Here is a 17,852-nt window from a genome sequence, read left to right on the forward strand (position 1 = left end):
TGGCCTCCTGTTCATTCCTGTCTCAAGGGCCGGCCCACCGGCAACGGCCGGGTGTCCGTAGGGTGGCGGTCGGACGGCGCCCGAGGACACCCTGTGGACTGGCTTGTTCGTTACCATGCGCGGGCCCTCCGTCCTTCCGTGCCCTGCGAGGAGATCCGTGCACCCCACCCGCAAGGCGGCCCTGATGTCCGTCGTGTTCCTGGCCGTGGTCGCCACCGGCTGTGAACCCGGTGGCTCCGGCTCGTCCCACCGGACTTCCGCCGAGCCCGGCTGCCCCACCGCGCTGGCACGGGCCGAGCGGGCGGTCCAGAAGGCGCAGGACGTCGACGCCCCCTGGAAGGGCCCCACCACCGGGCCCTCGGCGGTGCGCGGCAAGAGCGTGGTCTACCTGGCCCAGACGCTGAGCAACCCCGGTGCCGCGGGTGTCGCGCAGGGCGTCCAGGAGGCCGCGTCGATCCTCGGCTGGCATGCGCGCACCATCAACGGCGAGGGCACGCCCGCCGGGATCCGCACCGCCTTCGAGCGGGCCCTCGACCTCGAGCCGGACGGCATCGTCATCGGCGGCTTCGACCCCGGGAGCGTGGCGGACGAGGTGGCGCGGGCCGAGGCGGCGGGCATCGAGGTGATCGGCTGGCACGCCACCGCCGCCCCCGGGCCCAGCGCGAAGCCCGAGCTGTTCACCAACGTCACCTCCCGGGTGGAGGACGTGGCGAGGATCAGCGCCGACTGGATCATCGCGCGGTCCCATGGCCGGGCCGGGGTGGTGCTGTTCACCGACGCCACCGTCCCGTTCGCCGAGCACAAGTCCGACCTCATCAAGAAGCGGCTCGCCACCTGCCCGGACGTGAAGCTGCTGAGCTACCGCAACGTCCCGATCCCCGAGGCGGGCAAGCGCACCATCGGGGAGGTCCGCGCCCTGCTCTCACGCTTCGGCGACAAGTGGACCGACTCGGCCGCCATCAACGACCTGTACTTCCGGCACAGCGCCGCCGCGCTGCGCGCCGCGGGCAAGGACGGCGCGGGCGCCCCGTACAACATCGGCGCGGGGGACGGCGATCCCTCGGCCTTCCAGCGCGTCAACGGTCAGCGGTACCAGGCCGCCACCGTGCCCGAACCGCTCTCCGAGCAGGGCTGGCAGATCGTGGACGAGTTCAACCGGGCCTTCGCGGGCCGGTCGCCCAGCGGCTATGTGGCCCCGGTCCACGTCACCACGGCCGCCAACAGCGGTGGTGCGCTGTCCTGGGACTCCGAGGGCTATCGTCAGGCATACCGCAAGATCTGGAACAAGTAACCCTTCGTCGGGGCGAGTTGAGCGCCAAGGGGAGGGTGATGGCGACGCGTACGACGAGGTACCGGATGGTCAGGGCCGCCCGCGGCATCGCCATCGACCTCACGGCCGACGCCGTGCTCACCAGCGGACCCCCGCCGCGGGGCGAGGGGGTCACGCCGCGGGTGTGGCTGGACACGTCGCCGGTGCGCACCCACCCGCCGGGAGACCGTTCGAGGCTGCGGCTTTCGGCGGAGGAGGCGGCCTGGCTCCGGCCGGGACTCGCCCTCGCCGCACCAGCGATCGAGGCGCGGACCGCCGGGCGGTACGCCCTGGTCACGGTGGAGCGGGTGTGGTTCCCCGAGGCCGACTTCCAGCCGGAGGGGCTGGCGGCGGCCCTTCTCGGCTGGGCGGAGGAAGAGTTCGGGCTGCCCGCCCGGCCGGTCGGGGCCTCCTTCGACCGCGCCGCCAACCGCTTCGTCTTCCACTGGCCCGAGCCCCGCGACCGCCTCTGACACGGCGGGCGGCACGGGCCTACAGTCGCTGCCATGGACTGGGTCGAGCGGGTGCGCTCCTTGCGGCAGTGGTCGGGCAACGGGACACGGGCGCCGCACAAGCCGCTGCTGATGCTGTACGCCCTGGGGCGGTTCCAGCGGGCGCCCGGACAGGACCTTCCGTACACGGAGGTCGAGGGGGACCTCAAGGAACTGCTCCGCGACTTCGGACCACCACGGCAGACCTCGCCCTCCTACCCGTTCCACCACCTGGAGAGCGACGGGGTGTGGGAGGTACGCACCGACGAGGGCCGGGGCAGCCCGGGTTCAGGCGTCACGGTGCTGCGGGAGAGCGGGGCGCGCGGCCGGCTGGCACCGGGTCTGCGGTCCGCTCTGGACACCGATCCGGCGCTGCTGGAACGGCTGGCGCAACTGCTGCTGGACACGCACTTCGCGCCCTCGCTGCACGCCGACATCACTGCCGCCGTGGGCCTGGACCTGGACGCCGTGGACGAGGCGAGGCGGGTGATGGTCCCGGTACGCGACCGGCGGCGGGCGGCGGAGCTGCGGCGCGAGGTGCTGAGCGCCTACGCCTTCCGGTGCGCCTTCTGCGGGTTCGACGGGGCGGTCGGCCGGGTGCCGGTCGGCCTGGAAGCCGCCCATGTGCGCTGGTGGGCGTTCCGCGGCGCGGACGCACTGCACAACGCGCTGTGTCTGTGCTCATTGCACCACCGGCTCTTCGACCGCGGGGTGCTGGGCCTGGCCCCCGGCCGGCGGATCACGGTCTCCGACGCCTTCACCGGGCACGGCTCGGCCGCGCGCGACCAGGTGTTCGCACTGGCCGACCGCAGGGTGGAGGATCCGCCGGACGGCGGTGAGCCGGTCGCCCCGGAGAACATCGCCTGGCACACCGGGCAGGTCTTCCGCGGCACGTCCCTGCCGGCCGGGGCGGCGGAGCCCGTCACTGCCCGCTGAGGGCCCGGGTGGCCCCGGCGTCACCGCGGTGGCGAGGCCACCCGCAACGCACGGTCGTCGAGGAGCAGTTCACGGAGCCGGGCGCCCTGGAGCAGGGGCGGGTACTGGAAGCGGCAGCCGGTGAACAGCAGCGGTGCCATCGGTTCCGTGAAGCGGAGGCCGGGCGTGCCGGTGATCCGCGCGCCGGTCAGCCGGAGTCCTGGGCGGTCGCCCGGCGACCGATCCGCGGCTCCGAGCAGCAGCGCGCGATTCACTCGCGGCCCGGGGTGCTCAGCCGTCGAAGGCGTAACTGCGCACCGGGTCGACCCGCAGTTCGTACGGGCCGAGGCAGTCGGCCGCGAGGGTGGCCAGGCGGACGCCGCAGGGGCAGGCACGGTTGGGGCCCTCGCGGCCGGTGGGGCCGCGGGCGTCCCCGTCCCCGGGGGCGACGGCGTAGTGGCCCCGCGGCACCGTGGACGGCGCCCGCCAGGTCTTCCGGTCCCGGTCGCGGTCATCCGTCGACGCCTCACCCGCACGGGCTCGGGCACGGACATCCGAACGAACGCGCTGGTCGCGGGCGGCTCTGCCGTGGGCGAATCTGCTCGGGGCCGAGAACGCTGTCCGGGGGCCGCCCGGCGGCCGACAGTGGTGACACCGCGGCACGCTCCGCCGCGGCCGACCACGGGAGGTCCGATGTCACCACTGATCACCGGCTGGGATCCGGCCCTGAGCCCCCGGGCCACGGAGGGCGAGACGCCCCCGTCACGGTTCGACGACCACCTGGCCGCGCAACTCCTCACCCAGCGCATCGTCGTTCTCAGCACCCAGGTGGACGATGTCTCCGCGCACCGGGTCTGCGCCCAGCTGCTGCTGCTCTCGGCGGAGGACCCGCGGACCGACATCAGCCTGTACATCAACAGTCCGGGCGGTTCGGTGACGGCCGGGCTGGCCATCTACGACACCATGCAGCTGATCCCCAACGATGTGTCGACGCTCGCCATGGGATTCGCCGCGAGCATGGGGCAGTTCCTGCTCTGTGTCGGGACGGCGGGCAAGCGCTTCGCACTGCCGAACGCGCGGATCATGATGCACCAGCCGTCGGCCGGGATCGGCGGGACGGCCGCCGACATCGCGATCCAGGCCGAGAACCTGGAGTTCACCAAGAAGGCCATCGAGCGGATCACCGCGGCGCACACCGGTCAGACCGAGGAGACCATCTCCCGCGACGGCGACCGCGACCGGTGGTTCACGGCCGGACAGGCCAAGGAGTACGGCATGGTCGACCGGATCGTCGAGTCGCTCGACGACGTGCGTCCGGGCGGATCGCGACGGCGGACGGGGATCTGAGATGAGCCAGTACACGATTCCGACAGTGGTCGAGCGCACCACCCAGGGCGAGCGGGCGTACGACATCTACAGCCGGCTGCTGTCCGAGCGGATCATCTTCCTCGGCACCGAGATCGACGACGGGGTGGCCAACGTCGTCATCGCGCAACTGCTCCATCTGGAGTCCAGCAGCCCGGAGCAGGAGATCGCGATCTACATCAACTCCCCCGGCGGCTCGTACACCTCGCTCATGGCGATCTACGACACGATGACCTTCATCTCGGCGCCGATCTCGACGTTCTGTGTCGGCCAGGCGGCCTCGACCGCGGCGGTGCTGCTGGCCGGAGGGGATCCCGGACGGCGGTTCATCCTGGAGCATGCACGGGTGCTGCTGGGGCAGCCCGCGAGCGGTGGCCGGCAGGGCACCGTCTCCGATCTCAGCCTCCAGGCCAAGGAGATGCTCCGGATCCGCGCGCAGGTGGAGGAGGTGCTGGCCCGGCACACCCCGCACGACATCGCCACCCTGCGCGAGGACATGGACCGCGACAAGGTGTTCACGGCGCAGGAGGCGGTGACGTACGGGCTGGCCGACCAGGTGCTCAGCCGCCGGAGGGCGGGCGCGGCGTTCGCCGCCTGACGGTGCGGTCGCCCTCTGCTTCAGGCGGCGAGGCGCACCTCGCCCCGGTAGGAGGAAGTGCGCGTGGTGGTGCTGGTGGTGGTGTGCGGGTGGCGCGGTCCGGCCAGGGCCGTCGTACCGGTCGCCGCGCCCCCGTCGCGCCGCGTGTGCTCCTCCGCCGCCCCCAGGGAGCGCCTGCGGGTGCGCGGGGCGAGGGCGCGGGCCAGCTCCTCGTGGGAGAGCGCGAGCAGATCGGCGAGACCGAGGCCGAGGGCGTGCGCGGCGGCGGCGAGCACCTCGGACGACGCCTCCTTGCGGCCCCGCTCCAGCTCCGAGAGGTACGGCATCGAGATCCGGGCCGCGTCGGCCACGTCCTTGAGCGTGCGCTGCTGGGCCCGGCGCTCGCGGCGCAGCACCCCGCCGACCACATGGCGCCACAGGGGTTCCCTGGGCGCGGAGTCGGGGGGCGCGGCCTCCCGCGGCGGGGCGGCCGGCGGCGCGACGGCCGGACGCAGCGGGATGACGCGGGCTGGGTTCGTCGCGTGGCTGCTCACCCCTTCAGGGTAGGAGCGTCCGGCCCGGGAGGAAGGGCATGGCGTTCCGCCCCCCGCGAAATCGGCGGGGCCGGGCCGGCCTCACGGCGCTCGGAAGCGGTACGGGGTGAGGTAATCGGGCACCAGGACGCGGGTCCGGGGCGCGGCCGCCTCGATCCGCCGGACGAACGCGTCCAGGTCCACGTTCGGATCGCGCTGGACGCCCTCGTCCAGGGGGAGTTCGAAGTTGTCCCAGTGGACGGGGACCACGGTGCCGGGGTGGCCGAGGGCCTTCATCAGCCGTGGCACATAGGCGTGGGTGGCGGTGCTGGACGTGGCCGCCACCATGGCGACGTCCGGGCGCAGTCCGGCCGCGTCACGCTCGCTGAAGTCGCTGGCACCCATCAGGAACGCCGACGGGCCTCCGTCCGGTGTGAGTTGGAAGGCCAGGGTGTCGCCCTCCGGCAGATCGGAGATGGTCCGCGGTCTCCCGGCGGGCGGGCGGCCGTGGAGGGTTCCGGGGGCGAAGTAGCCGAAGGAGGCGTTGCGGCTGTGCCGGCTGGAGACCACCTCGACCACCAGGCCGTCGAAGTCCAGCACCTCACCGCCCTTGACCACCGAGATCCGGCCCTTGTCCACCCCGAACGCCTGGAGCAGGTGGTACGAGGTCTCGGTGGCGACGATCCGCGCTTCCGGGGCGATATGGGCGATGTACGGGACGTCGGCGATGTGGTCCCAGTGGCTGTGGCTGACCAGGATCAGCTCCGGGTCGCCGATATGCCGCCGGACCACCTGCTCATCGGTCGTCAGCGCGGTCCCGGGGTCGAAGTCACCGGTGAACAGGCCGGTGGGGAAGCGGGTGAGGTACGGGTCGAACAGGACCGTGCGGCCACCGGTGTCGATCCGCCAGCCGCAGGTGCCCAGCCACCGGAAGGTGGCGTCCGAGGTGCGGGACGCGGCCCGGGGCACGGTCGCCTCGGCGGAGGCGTGGGCGGCGGCCGGGAGGACGGGTACGGCCGCCCCGGCGGCGGCTCCCCGCATCAGCACACGGCGGTCGAACCGCCGCGCTCGTATGTCGCTCATGGCCACAGCAGAGCAGCAGCAGCGCACCGGCGTCCAAGACCGGATGGACGGGTGAGTCATATCCGATCGGGTATGACCGCGGCTCAGACCGGGTGGACCGGTGGTGTGGACGGGCTGTTCACGAGGCTGTCCACGGCCAGCCGCGCGGCCCGTCCGATGGCCCGGTCCACCGCCGAGCTCCGCCACGCCGGTCCGGCCGTCCGCGCGAAGACGGCCACCGCGTACCGCCGGCCGTCGGGCCGGTGCACGACCCCGGCCTCGTTGTGCAGACCGGGCAGGGTGCCGGTCTTCGCGGCGATCAGCACCTCGTCGGGGAAGCCGCGGGCCAGCCGCTGCCGGAAGATCTGCTGGGACATCAGCTCGCGCACCCGGGCGCAGGCGGCCGGGGAACCCGCCCGGTCCTGCCAGATCAGCCGCAGCAGGGTGGTGATGTCACGGGCGGTGGCCGAGGTGGTGTGTCGCGGGTCCAGGGCACGGAAGCGGCTGAGCCGTCCGGCGTCCAGCGCCGGGTAACGGGCCGCGAACTCCGCCGCGTCCGCCGCGCCCGCGTCCTCGATCATCGTCTCCAGCTGCCACCGGGGGCCGCCGGTGATCCGGGTGCGTTCCAGGCCCAGTTCGGCGGCGAGCAGCCGCACGGTGTCCAGGCCCATACGGCGCAGCAGCGCCTCGGCGGCCGCGTTGTCGCTCACCGTCATGGTGAAGTACGCCAGGTCGCGCAGGGACATCTCGACATCGTCGGAACAGCCCGCTGTGCCCCATCCGCCGAGCTGGTCGGCGGCGGTGACCCGGACGCGTTCCCGGGGGTCGAGCTGGCCCGCGTCGGCCTGCCGGGTGAACTCCAGGACGAGCAGGATCTTGAACACCGAGGCGAGGACGACCTGTTCATCCGCGCCGACGGTCAACTCCCGCCGGGTGTCGTCCAGGTCGACCGCGTGCAGCCGGACCTCGGCGTCCACCGCCGCGAAGAGCTCGGTGATCCGCCGCTCGGCCGGTGTGCCCACCGTCGTACCCATAGGTGTTCCTCCGCTCCCCGGCGGCCGTCGCATAAGGTCGGCCGGTGGATCTCATACGCCACCTGCGTCTGTTCATTGTCGTCGCCGAGGAGCTGCACTTCAGCCGCGCCGCCGATCTCCTCGGCATGGCGCAGCCGCCCCTGAGCCAGGCCGTCCGGCGGCTGGAGCGTGAGGTGGGGGTGGAGCTGTTCGACCGCTCGGCGCGTCAGGTGCGGCTCACCGCCGCGGGGGCGCTGCTGGTGGAGGAGGCCCGTGAACTGCTGGCCCGCGAGGAGCGGTTGCGGGCGGTGATGGGCCGGGTCCGGGACGGGGAGCTGGGCACCCTGCGGGCAGGGGTGCCGCCGCAGACCCCGGCCCGTACGCTGCACGCTCTGTTGTCGGCATGCGCGGAGGAGTTCCCGGGACTGCGGATCGACCTCCACGAGGTGGACCCGGCGGAACAGGTGCGGCTGCTGGGGTCCGGCGGACTGGACGTCGGACTGGTGCACCATCCGGTGGACGACGCCGACGGGCTGGTTCTCGGGCCGTCCGCCGACACCGCGTTGGGCGTGGTGCTGCCGCGTGCCTCCCGGCTCGCCCGGCTGCCCGAGGTCGCGCTCCACGACCTCGCGGGCCACGACCTGTTCCTCTTCCCGCGGGCGACGGCGCCGGGCTGGTACGACCGGACGCTGGAGATCTGCCGGGCCGGCGGATTCGTCCCGGCCTCCGTGCGGCACGCCCGCAATCCGGAATTCCTGCTGGGGCTGGTGGCGTCCGGCCGGGGCGTCGCCTTCGACGACGGCCGGGTGGCGGGAAAGGAACCGCGCGCCGCATGGCGACCGCTGACCGGTCGCCCGCTCATTCTCCGGATATCAGCGGTATGGCCGGACCATTCGACCCACCCGGCCGTGCACCATTTCGCCCGGATAGCGGTCCGGGCCATCATGGACGACCTTCCGGACCGCTCCGGCGGGCCCGGCGCGCCGGCCGTGGATGACCGGACCAGGCCGTGGTCGGTGGTCTACCCGCCGGGCGGCCCCACCGCGCCGTAGCCGGGCCGCGGCGCCGAACCCCTTTCCCGGCGCGGAAAGCGGGGAAAACATCCGCGGTACAGCGGCAATGTTCTGGAGATTCATTCCGGAAACGATGGAATACCGGTGAACGGGACTGCCAGGATCACTTCCTCATCCCTCTTTCCCGGCATCACAGGAATTCTCCGTGCAGAAGAAGAACGCGTTCGCCGCAACCGCTGTCGCGGTGCTGGCATTCACCCTGACCGGCTGCGGCGACGGCGAGGACTCGGCGTCACCGGCCCGCAAGGGCGGGGCGTCCGCCACCCGGACCGCGGGCGGGGACCGCACCGGTTCCTCACCCTCCGCCGGGTCGTCGCCCACGGCGCGCGAGGACGCGGGCGGCGGACGGCACCGCGGGGCCGGCAAGAGCCCCGCCACCAGCGCCGCGCCACGTCCCACCCGTACCTCCGCCGCCCCGGCGCCCGCACCGAGCCGCACCCGGACCGCGACGGCCGCGCCGACCCGGCCGGCGTCCCCCTCCGGCGTCCAGGGCATGTGGTACGTCCCCGTGCGCGGCGGCAGGGGCCTGGCGACCCTGAACGTCAGCGGGACGTCATTCACCCTCGCGTACGGCGGCAAGTCCTGCTCCGGGGCCATCAGTTCAGGGATGGCCATCTCCAGCACCTGCGCCGGGGAGACCTCGAACGGCACCGCCGTGGTGAGCAACGGCGGTGAGAACCTGACCTTCAACTGGACCACCGGCGAACCCGACCGCTTCGTCCGCACGAAGCCCGCGGGCTGACCGCACACCCCTCCCGAGGCTCCGCTCCATGGACCGGTGATCGGTGGCTGCGTCATGCTGGCCGGGCACGGCGGCACCGCACCACCGCGTGCCGCACCCGGACCAGGGAGCCCCATGTTCACCACCCGGCCCACCCTCCAGGGCACCCACGGCATGGTGTCCTCCACCCACTGGCTGGCCTCGCAGTCCGCCATGGCCGTCCTGGAGGACGGCGGCAACGCCTTCGACGCCGCCGTGGCCGCCGGTTTCGTCCTGCACGTGGTGGAGCCGCACCTCAACGGGCCCGCCGGAGAGGTGCCGATCCTGCTCGCCCCGGCGGGCGGCGAACCCATCGTGCTGTGCGGCCAGGGCCCGGCGCCCGCCGGGGCCACCATCGGCCACTACACCGCGCTCGGCCTCGACCTGGTGCCCGGCACCGGACCGCTCGCGGCCGCCGTCCCCGGCGCGTTCGACGCGTGGATGGTGCTGCTGCGCGACCACGGCACCCGGCACCTCGCCGAGGTGCTGCGGTACGCGATCGGCTACGCCGAGCACGGCCACCCCGCGGTCGAGCGGATCGGCGAGACCGTGGAGACGGTGCGGGAACTGTTCACCCGGGAGTGGACCGACTCGGCCGCGCTCTACCTGCCCGGCGGCCGGTCCCCCGCCGCCGGGCGGCTGCTCACCAACCCGGCGCTGGCCGCCACCTGGCGGCGGCTGGTCGCCGAGGCGGAGGCGGCGGGGCCGGGCCGGGAGAGCCAGATCGAGGCGGCGCGGCGGGTCTGGCGGGAGGGGTTCATCGCCGGGGAGCTGGCCGCCGCCGCGGCCCGGCCCGCCATGGACTCCTCCGGAGAGCGCCACGCGGGGACGCTCACCGGTGACGACCTGGCCGCCTTCGAGGCCGGCTACGAGCCCCCGGTCCGGTACACCTGGAACGGCTGGACGGTGTGCAAGGCGGGTCCCTGGAGCCAGGGTCCGGTGCTGCTCCAGCAACTCGCCCTGCTGCCCGACGGGTTGACCGGGGAGGATCTGGGCACCCCCGAACTGCTGCACACCCTGGTCGAGGGCGGCAAGCTGGCCATGGCGGACCGTGAGGCCTGGTACGGGGACGCCGCCGAGGTACCGCTCCCGGAGCTGCTCTCCGCCCCGTACAACGACGAGCGGCGCAAGCTGATCGGCGAGCGCGCCTCGTACGACCTGCGTCCGGGCCGGCCCGGCGGCCGCACCCCGCGGCTGAGCGCGCAGGCGCTGGCCGCCGTCGCCCGCGCGGCGGACCGCGACGCCGGTCCGGTGGCCGGACCGGGCGGCGGTGAGCCCACGGTCGGCGGGCCCGGGGCGCGGGCGGACGGCGGTACCCGGGGCGACACCTGCCACCTCGATGTGGTGGACCGCTGGGGCAACATGGTCGCCGCCACCCCCAGCGGCGGCTGGCTCCAGTCCAACCCGGTCATCCCCGCGCTCGGCTTCCCGCTGGGCACCCGGCTCCAGATGGCCTGGCTGGACCCCGGACTGCCCAACTCCCTGACCCCCGGCCGCCGTCCCCGCACCACGCTGACCCCCTCGCTCGTGCTGCGCGGCCACACCCCCGTGATGGCCTTCGGCACGCCTGGCGGCGATCAGCAGGACCAGTGGTCCCTGCACTTCCTGCTCGGAGTCGCACTGCGCTCCCCGGTGCGTGCGGGGCTGGACCTCCAGGGCGCGATCGACGCGCCCAACTGGCACCAGGAGAGCTTCCCCGGCTCCTTCCACCCGCGCACGATGGCCGCGGGGAAGGTGGTGGTCGAATCGCGGATCGGTGAGCACGCGATCCGCGGACTGCGGCGCCGGGGGCACGACGTCACGGTCGGACCCGCCTGGTCGGAGGGGCGGCTGTGCGCGGTGGCCCGTGACCCGGAGACGGGTGTCCTGCTGGCGGCGGCCAATCCGCGGGGCGCACAGGGCTACGCGGTGGGCCGCTGACCCGCGGCGGACACCACCGGATCAGCCGCTGACGGCCCGCTCCCGCATCGCCGCGGCGGTCCCCGCCGCGTCGTAGTCCGGGCCGACCCCGTCCACGAGGATCACGTCCCCGGGGATGTGGTCGGTCCGCAGCGGCAGGATCTCCTGGTACGCGGGCGACGCGTACCAGGCGCGCGCCGCGGCCAGGTCGGGGAAGCCGATCATCACCACATGCCCCGGCCAGCTGCCCTCCAGGACCTGCACCTCGGCCCCGTGGGTCAGAAAGCGACCGCCGAAGGGAGCCATGGTGCCCTGGATCCGCTCGATGTACGCGAAGACATCGGGGTGCGAACTGCCGCTGCGCAGATGCGCGATGGCGTAGGCGGTCATGGCTCCTCCAGGGGCGTCGGCCGGGCCCCGGGGCATCCCCGGGCTGATGTGCACCACCCTGCCGCGCCCCCGGGAGCCGGTCGATTACCCGTGACGTAAAGGCGCGACCGCCCTCAGTCGGCGACCCCCAGGTCCTCCCGCATGATCCGGCGCATCTCCGCGAGCCGGGGCTCGGCGTCCTTCAGCGTGAGCAGCGCCGTGGCGGCGGTCTCGCCCTCCCGCGCCAGTCCCCGGTCGATCCTCTTGGCCGTGGCGTCGACACCGGCGAGCACCGTGTTGAGCGCGCGGGAGGCGGCCAGCACCCGTTCGGGGACGATCATCTGCGCCTCGGCGTAGCGGTCCCGGTAGTCGCGCCGGACCTCCTCGACCCGGACCCGGTCCTCGTCGGTGTAGACACCGTCCCGGATCCGGTGCAGCGCGTCCTTGAGGAGGGTGTGGAACTGCCGGGAGGCCCGGTTCATCCCCGTGTACGCGACCCGTCGCTCCTCGTACCGCCGCCGCTCCTCCCCGGCCCGCGCCTCCTCCGCGCGCTGACGCGCGGTGAGGCGCTGGTGGAGCAGGGGGGCGAAGAGGGTGCCGAGCACACCCACCATGGCGGTGATCATCGCTGCTATGACGGCTGACATCCGCCGGATCCTAGCCCCTGTCCTGCCGGTCGTCGTGGGCCCGCGACGCCTGGCACCGCGCCTCGCCGCGTTGTCGGGATCGTCCGAGTACGCCCGGTACGAGGACGACCCTCCGCCGTGCGACCCGCCCCCGGCTACCGCTGGGAGGTGCCCCCTGCACCAGACGCCGCGGCCTGATCCACGAAGACCGACAGGACAGGGCCTGGCCGTTGCCCCACCATCGGCCCCCGGTACTACTCTGCGCCTCATGCCGCTCTCGCCGTCCGCCGCGCGCGCCGATCGCGCCGACGACGTCCTCGCCCTCGCCCGGCTCTCCGCCAAGCGCGGTGCGGTCCGGGCGATCCTGGTGTGGCTCACCCGGCGCACCGGGGGTCTCGCCGTGCTGGTCGGGGCCGACGGGGCGGTGCTGGCCACACCCGAGCCCGGCACCCCGCCGCCCGAGGCCGGAGCCGCGGCCACCGCCGCCGTCGAACTGCACCGGCGGGGTGCGCCGTCCGCCGTGCTGGGCGGGGACGGGACGGCTCCGGTCCATCTGGTGACGCTCGGCCCCGGGGCGGCGGAGGCGGGGCCGGACCCGGCGGCGGGGACGGTGTACCTGGCCGTCGTCCGGCCCGGCGACCCGCGCTGCGGGGTGCTGCTGGCCGACGCCTCGCGCACCCTCGCCCTGTGCTGGCGGCTGGAGGAGGCGGAGCGGATACGCCGCCGGGTGGAGTCGGCCGAGGTGCACAGCCGGGAGGCGGTGCTGCATCTGCTGATGGTCGGCAGCGTGCCCGCGGCGCAGCGGATCGCCGGGGCGCTGCGCCCGGCGCTGCCCGCCGTGACGCGGGTGTACGTGATCGAGTGCCCCAGCGAACGGCGGCGCGAGATAGCCGTCCGGATCGACCGCACGGCGCGGGGGCGGGCCTGGATCGTGCCGTGTCCGGTGCGCCCCAACCACCTGATCGCGCTGGTGCCCGGCGGGGAATGCGCCGGGCCGCGGCCGGAGGCGGAGCCCGGCACCGGCCCCGAGCGGCTGGACCGGCGGATCGCCCGGGAGGTACCGGAGTGCCGGGTCGGGGTGAGCGCGGAGGTCGCGCTGCGCGACACCCCGGTCGGCTACGAGCAGGCGTTCCACGCCCTGGCGGTGGCGCGGGACGCACCCGAGCGGTGCGCCGGTTTCGGCGGCCACACCGATGTCACGGTGCTGGCCGGTCCCGAAGGCCGTGTCTGGGCGGGTGAGCTGCTGGGGCCATGTCTGCGGTACGCGCCCACCCGGCGGGCCGACCCGGGGCCGCGGGAACTGCTGGACACCCTCGGCTCCTGGCTGAGCTTCGGCGGAGCCGCCACCCGCCATCTGAAGATCCACCGCAATACGCTCGCCGCCCGGGTGCGCCATCTCGACGGGCTGCTCGGACTGGACGTCAGCCGCTGTCTGGCCGGCCAGTCGGCGGCCTGGCTGGCCCTGCGGCTGCACACCGCGCCGTGGACGGCGGGCGCGGTGACCGCGGGCACCGCGGACCGCGCCGCCACCCTGGACGCGCTGCTGGCCACACCCGCCGCGGAGATCTGGGCGCGGTCCCAGCTGAGCCCGTTGGAGCAGGCCCGGATGACGGCCGGACCGGAGACCGTACGGGCGTGGCTGCGGGCCGACGCCCGGCTGCCCGCCACCGCCTCCGCGCTCGGGATCTCACTCCCCGGTACGCGCAAGAGGCTGACGAAGGCCGAGGACGCGCTGGGCCGGTCGCTGCTGCGCGCGCCGAGCGCGAAGTACGAACTGTGGTTGGCGATGCGGGCGTTGGGCACACTGTGAGGGGCGGCCGGCCGGACCCGGCGCGCGGTCACCGTTCGATGCGGAACCGGCCGCCGCGATCACTGTGCAGTTCGTTCCTCGCCGCCCGCTCCGCCCGCCCCTAGTGTCCTGACCACGACCCGGCGGGCCGCTCCGAGGCCACCTCGAACCTCCCTGAGGGTCGTACGGACGAGCCCCCCTCGTCCGTACGGCGCCGCGACTCGGTACGGACCGCCGGGCGCCACCGGACCCACTTCCGCCGCGCACCGCGCGGCCCGGGGCCCCTTCCGGGCGTCCCGACCGGACCGGGGCGGCCGACGGCGCGGCCACGGGGGTGTCGCGCGGCGGCGGTCCCTGTCCGTCCGGGCCCAGGGCACGGCACATCGTCATCCGCCCCCGCCGGCCCGGGTCCGGACGGCTTCCCCGGCGCCGCCGCACCACGGTGTGGTGCGGCGGCCGGTGCTCAGCGACCCACGACGGCGCTCAGGAACCCAGGATCGTCGTCAGGAACTCTCCGGTCCACGCCAGCAACTCCCGCCCCACCAGCGGCTTTCCACCGATCCTCGCCGTGGCGGGCCGGGGCACCAGCACCTGCTTGGTGGCGGGCTTGATCACCGTGCGCGGATGCAGCCGCTTGAGCCGCAGCTCCTGCGACTCGCGCAGCTCCACCGGACCGAAGCGGATGTTGGAGCCCTGGAGCGTGATGTCGGAGACCCCGCAGGCGCGCGCCAGCAGTCGCAGCCCGGCGACCAGCAGCAGGTTCTCCACCGGTTCCGGCAGCTTGCCGTAGCGGTCGGTGAGCTCCTCGCGCACCGCGCGGATGTCGTCCTCGCTGGAGGCGGCGGCGATGGCGCGGTACGCCTGGAGCCGCAGCCGCTCGCCGGGTGCGTAGTCGTGCGGGACGTGGGCGTCCACCGGCAGCTCGATCTTGACCTCGAGCGGGGCCTCCTCGACCTCGCCGCCGCCCGCCTCCAGCGCCGCGCGGTAGTCGGCGACGGCCTCGCCGACCATCCGTACGTACAGGTCGAAGCCGACGCCCGCGATATGGCCGGACTGCTCACCGCCGAGCAGATTGCCCGCGCCGCGGATCTCCAGGTCCTTCATCGCCACGTACATACCGGCGCCCATCTCGGTGTGCTGGGCGATGGTGGCCAGCCGCTCGTGGGCGGTCTCGGTGAGCGGCTTCTCCGGCGGGTAGAGGAAGTAGGCGTAGCCGCGCTCCCGGCCACGGCCGACCCGGCCGCGCAGCTGGTGCAGCTGGGAGAGGCCGAAGTTGTCACCGCGCTCGACGATGAGGGTGTTGGCGTTGGAGATGTCGATACCGGACTCGACGATGGTGGTGGAGACCAGGACGTCGAACTTCTTCTCCCAGAAGTCGACGACCACCTGCTCCAGCACGTTCTCCGACATCTGGCCGTGGGCGGTGGCGATCCGCGCCTCGGGGACGATCTCGCGGAGCCTGGCCGCGGCCCGGTCGATGGACTCCACCCGGTTGTGGATATAGAAGACCTGGCCCTCGCGCAGCAGTTCACGGCGGATGGCCGCGCCGATCTGCTTCTGCTCGTAGGGGCCGACGAAGGTCAGCACCGGGTGGCGCTCCTCCGGCGGAGTGGTGATCGTGGACATCTCGCGGATGCCGGTGACCGCCATCTCCAGGGTGCGCGGGATGGGGGTGGCGGACATGGTCAGCACGTCCACGTTGGCCCGCAGCTTCTTCAGCTGCTCCTTGTGCTCGACGCCGAAGCGCTGCTCCTCGTCGACGATGACCAGGCCCAGGTCCTTGAACTTGGTTTCGGAGGAGAAGAGCCGGTGCGTGCCGATGACGAGGTCGACCGAGCCCTCCCGCAGCCCCTCCAGGACCGCCTTGGCCTCGGTGTCGGTCTGGAAGCGGGAGAGCGCCTTGACGGCCACCGGGAACTGGCCGTAGCGCTCGCTGAAGGTGCCGAAGTGCTGCTGGACGAGGAGGGTGGTGGGCACCAGCACGGCGACCTGCTTGCCGTCCTGCACCGCCTTGAACGCCGCGCGCACCGCGATCTCGGTCTTGCCGTAGCCGACGTCGCCGCAGATCAGCCGGTCCATCGGAACCGACTTCTCCATGTCCTCCTTGACCTCGCCGATGGTGGTCAGCTGGTCGGGGGTCTCGGCGTACGGGAAGGCGTCCTCCAGCTCCCGCTGCCAGGGGGTGTCCGCGCCGAACGCGTGGCCGGGGGCGGCCATCCGCGCCGAGTAGAGCTTGATGAGGTCGGCGGCGATCTCCTTGACCGCCTTCTTGGCGCGCGCCTTGGTCTTGGTCCAGTCGGCGCCGCCGAGCCGGTGCAGGGTGGGGGCCTCGCCGCCCACGTACTTGGTGATCTGCTCCAGCTGGTCGGTGGGGATGTAGAGCCGGTCGCCGGGCTGGCCGCGCTTGGCCGGGGCGTACTCAACGACCAGGTACTCCCGGGTGGCGCCCTGGACGGTGCGCTGCACCATCTCGATGTAGCGGCCGACGCCGTGCTGTTCGTGGACGATGAAGTCGCCCGCCTCGAGGGTGAGCGGGTCGATGGTCTTGCGCCGCCGGGCGGGCATCCGGGCGCCGTCCTTGCCCGCGGCCTTCTGCCCGGACAGATCGGTCTCGGTGAGCACCGCCAGCTTCAGCCCGGGGTCGACGAAGCCGTAGTCGATCGAACCGCAGGCCACATGGACCACGGATGGGGAGATCCCGTCGAGGTCCGCCTCCAGCCGGGCCGCGATGCCCTCCCCGCCGAGCACCTCGACGGTGCGGGAGGCCGGGCCGTGGCCCTCGGTGACGTACACCGCGCGCCAGCCCTCGGCGAGCCAGCCCTTGGTGTCGGCGAGCGCGCGGGCGGTGTCGCCGCGGTAGGTCTCGGGGGCGTGCATGCCCAGTTTGAGGGTGTCATCGTCCAGTTCGTCGTCGGCCGCGAAGGGGCTGACCGACCACCACATCATGCCCAGTTCACGGGCCCGGTCCCGGACGTCCGCGAGCCCCCACAGGGAGGCGGCGCCGACGTCGATCGGGGCCTCACCGCCACCGGCGGTCGCCGCCCAGGACGCCTGGAGGAACTCCTGGCTGGTGGCGACCAGGTCGGCCGCGCGGGTGCGCACCCGCTCCGGGTCGCAGACGACGGTCATGCTGCCCGCCGGGAGGACGTCCAGCAGCAGCTCCATCTCGTCCACCAGGACCGGGGCCAGCGACTCCATGCCCTCGACCGCGATCCCCTCGGCGATCTTGCCGAGCAGTTCGCCCAGCTCGGGGTGGTCCTCGGCGAGCGCCGCGGCCCGCCGCCGCACCTCGTCGGTGAGCAGCAGCTCACGGCAGGGCGGGGCCCACAGTCCGTGCTCGGCGACCTCCAGGGACCGCTGGTCGGCCACCTTGAAGTAGCGGATCTCCTCGACGTCGTCGCCCCAGAACTCCACCCGGAGCGGATGCTCCTCGGTGGGCGGGAAGACATCCAGGATGCCGCCGCGCACGGCGAACTCACCACGCTTCTCGACCAGTTCGACCCGGGAGTAGGCGGCGGCCGCGAGCCCGTCCACCGCCTCCCCCAGATCGGCGGTCCGGCCGGCCCGCAGACTGACCGGCTCCAGCTCGCCGAGCCCCTGGACCTGCGGCTGGAGGACCGAGCGGACGGGGGCGACGACGACGGAGACCGGACCGGCCGCCGGATCGTCCTCGCTGGGGTGGGCGAGCCTGCGCAGCACGGCGAGGCGGCGGCCGACGGTGTCCGAGCGCGGGGAGAGCCGCTCATGCGGCAGCGTCTCCCAGGACGGGTACTCCGCCACGCGGTCCGGCGGCAGCAGGGAGCGCAGCGCGGCCGCGAGGTCCTCGGCCTCGCGGCCGGTGGCGGTCACCGCCAGCACCGGGCGGCCGGTCTCGCGCGCCAGCGCGGCGACGGCGAAGGGCCGGGCGGCGGGCGGGCCGACCAGATCGACATGGGGCCGGTTCCCGTCGGTGGCACCGCGGACCGCCTCGGCGAGCGCGGGGTCCCGTACGACGGCGTCGAGCAGACCGGTGAGGCTCATAAAGGGGTATTCCATCCCGGAGACGGACAACGCGAATCACCCGACACGTGA

General features: G+C 73.7%; 16 protein-coding genes. 9 read left to right on the forward strand and 7 right to left on the reverse strand.

The genetic code is table 11. From position 1 onward, the window contains the following. The first annotated feature begins 157 nt into the window (after positions 1-157). Genes AC07FT_RS03750 through AC07FT_RS03760 form a run of 3 tightly spaced genes read left to right on the forward strand, consistent with a single transcriptional unit; the run spans position 158 to position 2,736 of the window. Positions 158-1,291 (forward strand): substrate-binding domain-containing protein, encoded by a 1,134-nt coding sequence (locus tag AC07FT_RS03750; protein WP_479173696.1) that lies wholly within the window; start codon positions 158-160, stop codon positions 1,289-1,291. A gap of 38 nt (positions 1,292-1,329) precedes the next feature. Next, entirely contained in the window at positions 1,330-1,782 is a 453-nt protein-coding gene (locus tag AC07FT_RS03755) for a hypothetical protein (protein WP_479173698.1), read from the forward strand. Positions 1,783-1,815: 33 nt separating this feature from the next. After that, entirely contained in the window at positions 1,816-2,736 is a 921-nt protein-coding gene (locus tag AC07FT_RS03760) for a phosphorothioated DNA-binding restriction endonuclease (protein WP_479173700.1), read from the forward strand. 270 nt (positions 2,737-3,006) lie between these two features. On the opposite strand, the gene AC07FT_RS03765 is transcribed toward AC07FT_RS03760, so the two are convergent. Continuing rightward, a complete protein-coding gene (locus tag AC07FT_RS03765) occupies positions 3,007-3,186 on the reverse strand; it encodes a hypothetical protein (RefSeq protein ID WP_479173702.1) in 180 nt (59 codons plus the stop codon). A 222-nt stretch (positions 3,187-3,408) separates the two neighbouring features. Here AC07FT_RS03765 and AC07FT_RS03770 point away from each other — a divergent pair, with 222 nt between their 5' ends. Beyond that, positions 3,409-4,062 (forward strand): ATP-dependent Clp protease proteolytic subunit, encoded by a 654-nt coding sequence (locus AC07FT_RS03770; protein ID WP_471194277.1) that lies wholly within the window; start codon positions 3,409-3,411, stop codon positions 4,060-4,062. Position 4,063: 1 nt separating this feature from the next. Then, entirely contained in the window at positions 4,064-4,678 is a 615-nt protein-coding gene (locus AC07FT_RS03775; protein WP_471194279.1) for a ClpP family protease, read from the forward strand. A gap of 20 nt (positions 4,679-4,698) precedes the next feature. Here the strand turns inward: AC07FT_RS03775 and AC07FT_RS03780 are convergent, their stop codons facing one another. The 3 genes from AC07FT_RS03780 to AC07FT_RS03790 form a co-directional block, all read right to left on the reverse strand. Beyond that, a complete protein-coding gene (locus tag AC07FT_RS03780) occupies positions 4,699-5,211 on the reverse strand; it encodes a helix-turn-helix domain-containing protein (RefSeq protein WP_471194281.1) in 513 nt (170 codons plus the stop codon). Between the two features lie 81 nt (positions 5,212-5,292). Beyond that, positions 5,293-6,273: an MBL fold metallo-hydrolase gene (locus AC07FT_RS03785; protein WP_479173703.1), complete on the reverse strand. Its 981-nt coding sequence runs from the start codon at positions 6,271-6,273 to the stop codon at positions 5,293-5,295. An 83-nt stretch (positions 6,274-6,356) separates the two neighbouring features. Continuing rightward, entirely contained in the window at positions 6,357-7,286 is a 930-nt protein-coding gene (locus AC07FT_RS03790; protein ID WP_479173705.1) for a serine hydrolase, read from the reverse strand. A 44-nt stretch (positions 7,287-7,330) separates the two neighbouring features. On the opposite strand from AC07FT_RS03790, the gene AC07FT_RS03795 reads away from it, so the two are divergent. From AC07FT_RS03795 to AC07FT_RS03805, 3 genes are all read left to right on the forward strand, one after another. Then, positions 7,331-8,317 carry a LysR family transcriptional regulator gene (locus AC07FT_RS03795; RefSeq protein WP_479173707.1) on the forward strand — a complete coding sequence of 329 codons (987 nt, stop codon included), beginning with the start codon at positions 7,331-7,333 and terminating at the stop codon, positions 8,315-8,317. Between the two features lie 166 nt (positions 8,318-8,483). Beyond that, positions 8,484-9,080: a hypothetical protein gene (locus tag AC07FT_RS03800; RefSeq protein ID WP_479173709.1), complete on the forward strand. Its 597-nt coding sequence runs from the start codon at positions 8,484-8,486 to the stop codon at positions 9,078-9,080. A gap of 114 nt (positions 9,081-9,194) precedes the next feature. Continuing rightward, positions 9,195-11,018 (forward strand): gamma-glutamyltransferase family protein, encoded by a 1,824-nt coding sequence (locus AC07FT_RS03805; RefSeq protein WP_479173711.1) that lies wholly within the window; start codon positions 9,195-9,197, stop codon positions 11,016-11,018. 21 nt (positions 11,019-11,039) lie between these two features. Here the strand turns inward: AC07FT_RS03805 and AC07FT_RS03810 are convergent, their stop codons facing one another. Together AC07FT_RS03810 and AC07FT_RS03815 are read right to left on the reverse strand one after the other, a co-directional pair. Further along, positions 11,040-11,387, reverse strand: coding sequence for a DUF1330 domain-containing protein (locus AC07FT_RS03810; RefSeq protein ID WP_471194293.1), 348 nt, complete (start codon positions 11,385-11,387; stop codon positions 11,040-11,042). 113 nt (positions 11,388-11,500) lie between these two features. Beyond that, positions 11,501-12,013, reverse strand: a complete 513-nt coding sequence (locus tag AC07FT_RS03815; protein WP_471194296.1) for a hypothetical protein — start codon at positions 12,011-12,013, stop codon at positions 11,501-11,503. Positions 12,014-12,260: 247 nt separating this feature from the next. Here AC07FT_RS03815 and AC07FT_RS03820 point away from each other — a divergent pair, with 247 nt between their 5' ends. Then, positions 12,261-13,802: a helix-turn-helix domain-containing protein gene (locus AC07FT_RS03820; protein ID WP_479173713.1), complete on the forward strand. Its 1,542-nt coding sequence runs from the start codon at positions 12,261-12,263 to the stop codon at positions 13,800-13,802. Positions 13,803-14,264: 462 nt separating this feature from the next. Here the strand turns inward: AC07FT_RS03820 and mfd are convergent, their stop codons facing one another. Beyond that, entirely contained in the window at positions 14,265-17,801 is a 3,537-nt protein-coding gene (gene mfd / locus AC07FT_RS03825; RefSeq protein WP_479173714.1) for a transcription-repair coupling factor, read from the reverse strand. Between the last annotated feature and the right edge of the window lie 51 nt (positions 17,802-17,852).

It is taken from the genome of Streptomyces sp. NPDC045899 (assembly GCF_056431485.1).